Raw genomic sequence first — 2,879 nt, 5'->3', positions numbered from 1 at the left:
AGGGCATCGATATTGGCGCGGGCATTGAGCGCGCCCGGCGGAATGCGGTGGCCGCGGCCATGGCGGGGCAGAAACGCCACCTCGATGCCGGCCAGCCGCCCGGTCAGGATCGCATCGGATGGCTCACCCCACGGCGATTCAACCTGCACCCACCGCGCATCAACCAGGCCATCGATGGCATAAAGCCCCGATCCGCCGATGATGCCCAGTTTCCAGGTCACAGGCTTTTCCGGCGGGCATCGATGGCCCAACGCTCCAGATTGCCATCTTCATCGGCCACGAAAAACGCATCGTGCAGCGCCACGGTGGGATCGACATGGCCGGGCTGCAACCACACCAGATCGCCTTCTACTGCGCCACCAGGCGGCAGGATAGCGCCATGTTCATCGCCTGCCTGGCGATATTCACTGCCGGCGGGAACAACCACGCGCTGCGCCGGCCCAGCCGGGTGCAGCGCCTTGTGGCCGGCATCGCAGGTGACATGGCTGGCATGATTGGCCGAAACCACTGTGGCCGCCAGAAACAGCGCCGGCTGGAACGGCAGATCGCCCAGATCGCCATATTCGACATCCATCAGCGCATAGCTGCCGGCCTGCAATTCGGTGTAGACACGGTGCGCCAGATCAAGATCGGCCGTGCCAGTGCCGCCGCCGGTAACGATGGCCGGCGCCAGACCGGCCGCGGTGAGCGACGCGACAACCGCCCGCAGGTGGCCGCTCCATTTCTCGCCCGCCGCATCCCGCTCACCCTGCGGCAGATGCTGGTGGTGCCCGCAATAGGCCTGGATGCCGGCGTAGTTGAGATTGGGAAACAGGCCGATAGCGCCCGCGAGGATGTGGGCGGCTTCCGGCTTCACGCCGGCACGGCCCATGCCCGGATCGATATCAACATACAGATCAAGCTCCACCTCGGCATCGCGCGCCGCCGCGTAGGCGTTGGCCAGCTGCGCTGTACTATCGATCACCGCGCCCACCCGCGCGCGCCCTGCCAGCGCCGCCAGCCGCGCCCAACCCCACGGCGGCACCGGCGCCGTGACCAGCACATCGGTGATGCCGCCAGCGACAAAGTCTTCGGCCTCGCCCACCGTCTGGCAGCACAGGCCCACCGCGCCGCCGGCCACCTGCAGATGGCCCAACGTGCTGCACTTGTGCATCTTGCCATGCGCCCGCAGCCGCACGCCGTTCGCATCGCACGCGGCCTGCATCGCCGCCAGATTCGCCATCAGCGCAGCACGCCGGATCACCAGCGCCGGCGTGATCGGCGGCTGCACCTGGCCCAAAAACGCATTGATCGGTTGCATCGCGCTGTCTTGCCGCGCCGCGCGCTTTGAGTCAAAGAACAGTGAACCCGCCGAGACATTACGGAGAATTCATGTCAAGCCAGCCCACGGTGATCATCACCGGCGCGTCCTCCGGTGTCGGCCTGTGGGCAGCCAAAGCACTGGCGACACGCGGCTGGCTGGTGATCATGGCCTGCCGCGATCTGATCAAGGCGCAGGCCGCCGCCGACGACGTGGGCATCCCGGCCGGGTCCCGCCGCATCATGCATATCGATCTGGGCAGCCAGGCCAGCGTGCGCGGCTTTGCCGATGAATTTCATGGCCTTGGCCTGCCACTGGATGCGCTGCTGCTCAATGCTGCCGTCTATCTGCCGCGCGCCACGCAGCCGCTGCGCAGCCCCGAAGGCTATGAAATCAGCGTCGCCACCAATTATTTCGGGCATTTCCTGCTCGCCCATCTGCTGATCGGTGATCTGCAGGCGGCCAAGGGCAGGCTCGCTTCGCCGCCGCGCCTGATCACGCTGGGCACGGTGACGGCGAACAGCGAGGAATTCGGCGGCAAGATCCCCATCCCCGCCCCCGCCGATCTCGGCGACCTTGCCGGGCTGGCAGCAGGCTTCCAGGCGCCCATCGCCATGATCGACGGCAAGGCCTTCAAGCCCGGCAAGGCCTACAAGGACAGCAAGCTGGCCTGCATGATCATGAACCGCGAATTTCACAAACGCTGGGGCGGCAGCGGCGTGGTGTTCAACACCCTCTATCCCGGCTGCGTCGCCGACACGCCCTTGTTCCGCCACGCACCAAAAGCGTTTCAAACGATTTTCCCGTGGTTTCAGAAGAACATCACCAAAGGTTACGTCTCCCAGCCGCTGGCCGGGGACCGCGCCGCGCAGGTAGTCGCCGATCCCGCCTTCGCCAGCCAGTCTGGCGTGCACTGGAGCTGGGGCAACCGCCAGAAGGAGGGCCGCCAGCCGTTCGCCCAGCCGCTTTCGGCGCGTGGGACCAATGAGGCGCGGAACGAACGGCTGTGGGATTTGACGATGCAGGCTGTGGGGTTGGCTGGTTAACGCCGGTAATTCCCCAGCGCTGCATCCGTTTGCGCGTAGCGGAGCACCAGATAGCTGCGCTGCTCCGCGCTATATCCCCCGCGGCCATAGGCTGCGTCCAGGCGTTCCAGATCGCCAATCTGCGCGCGCATCTGCGCCGCCTGAACCGCCGTTAAGCGGCCGGCGCGCTGGGCAGCATTCAGGCGGGTTTCCAACTGGTTCCAGCGCTGCGTGTTGGCATCATTGCCAAAGCCGCCACCCGACATGCCGCCCATGCGATTGTCGATCACTGCATAGCGCGCCCACAAATCGGCCTGTTCACGCCCGGTCATGCCGTCACGCTGATATTGCGCCTCGATCTGCGCAAGATTGCGCCAATCGGCACGCAGGCGCAGGGCCGTTGCCCGGTTGATCTGGCCATTGCGCATCATTCCAGCCAGTCGCTGTTCGAACATGCCATTCTGATCGGGAATCGACTGCCAACGGCGATCATTTGAATCGGATTGATTGTTGTTCTGCCCACCGTTCTGGCCACCGTTCTGGCCACCGTTTTG

The 2,879-nt window shown here is 65.5% G+C and carries 3 protein-coding genes and 1 pseudogene; 1 reads left to right on the top strand and 3 read right to left on the bottom strand.

From position 1 onward, the window contains the following. Both ABWP50_RS10805 and ABWP50_RS10800 read right to left on the bottom strand, forming a co-directional pair. Nucleotides 1-221, bottom strand: a pseudogene (locus tag ABWP50_RS10805) (S-methyl-5'-thioadenosine phosphorylase); the annotation flags it as partial. Next, complete coding sequence (locus ABWP50_RS10800) at nt 218-1,300, bottom strand: alanine racemase (protein ID WP_353217992.1); 1,083 nt, start codon at nt 1,298-1,300, stop codon at nt 218-220. The gene ABWP50_RS10800 and the pseudogene ABWP50_RS10805, both read right to left, overlap by 4 nt. A 71-nt stretch (nt 1,301-1,371) precedes the next feature. On the opposite strand from ABWP50_RS10800, the gene ABWP50_RS10795 reads away from it, so the two are divergent. Beyond that, nucleotides 1,372-2,346, top strand: a complete 975-nt coding sequence (locus ABWP50_RS10795; protein WP_353217991.1) for a protochlorophyllide reductase — start codon at nt 1,372-1,374, stop codon at nt 2,344-2,346. On the opposite strand, the gene ABWP50_RS10790 is transcribed toward ABWP50_RS10795, so the two are convergent. Beyond that, nucleotides 2,343-2,879 (bottom strand): hypothetical protein (locus tag ABWP50_RS10790; RefSeq protein WP_353217990.1); only part of this gene is annotated, 537 nt, incomplete at its 5' end. The genes ABWP50_RS10795 and ABWP50_RS10790 overlap by 4 nt on opposite strands.

This window comes from Sandarakinorhabdus sp. (assembly GCF_040398645.1).
GTDB lineage: Bacteria > Pseudomonadota > Alphaproteobacteria > Sphingomonadales > Sphingomonadaceae > Sandarakinorhabdus.
The sequence above is the reverse complement of the archived record's forward strand: the minus strand, read 5'-3'. Positions and strand labels throughout refer to the sequence as shown.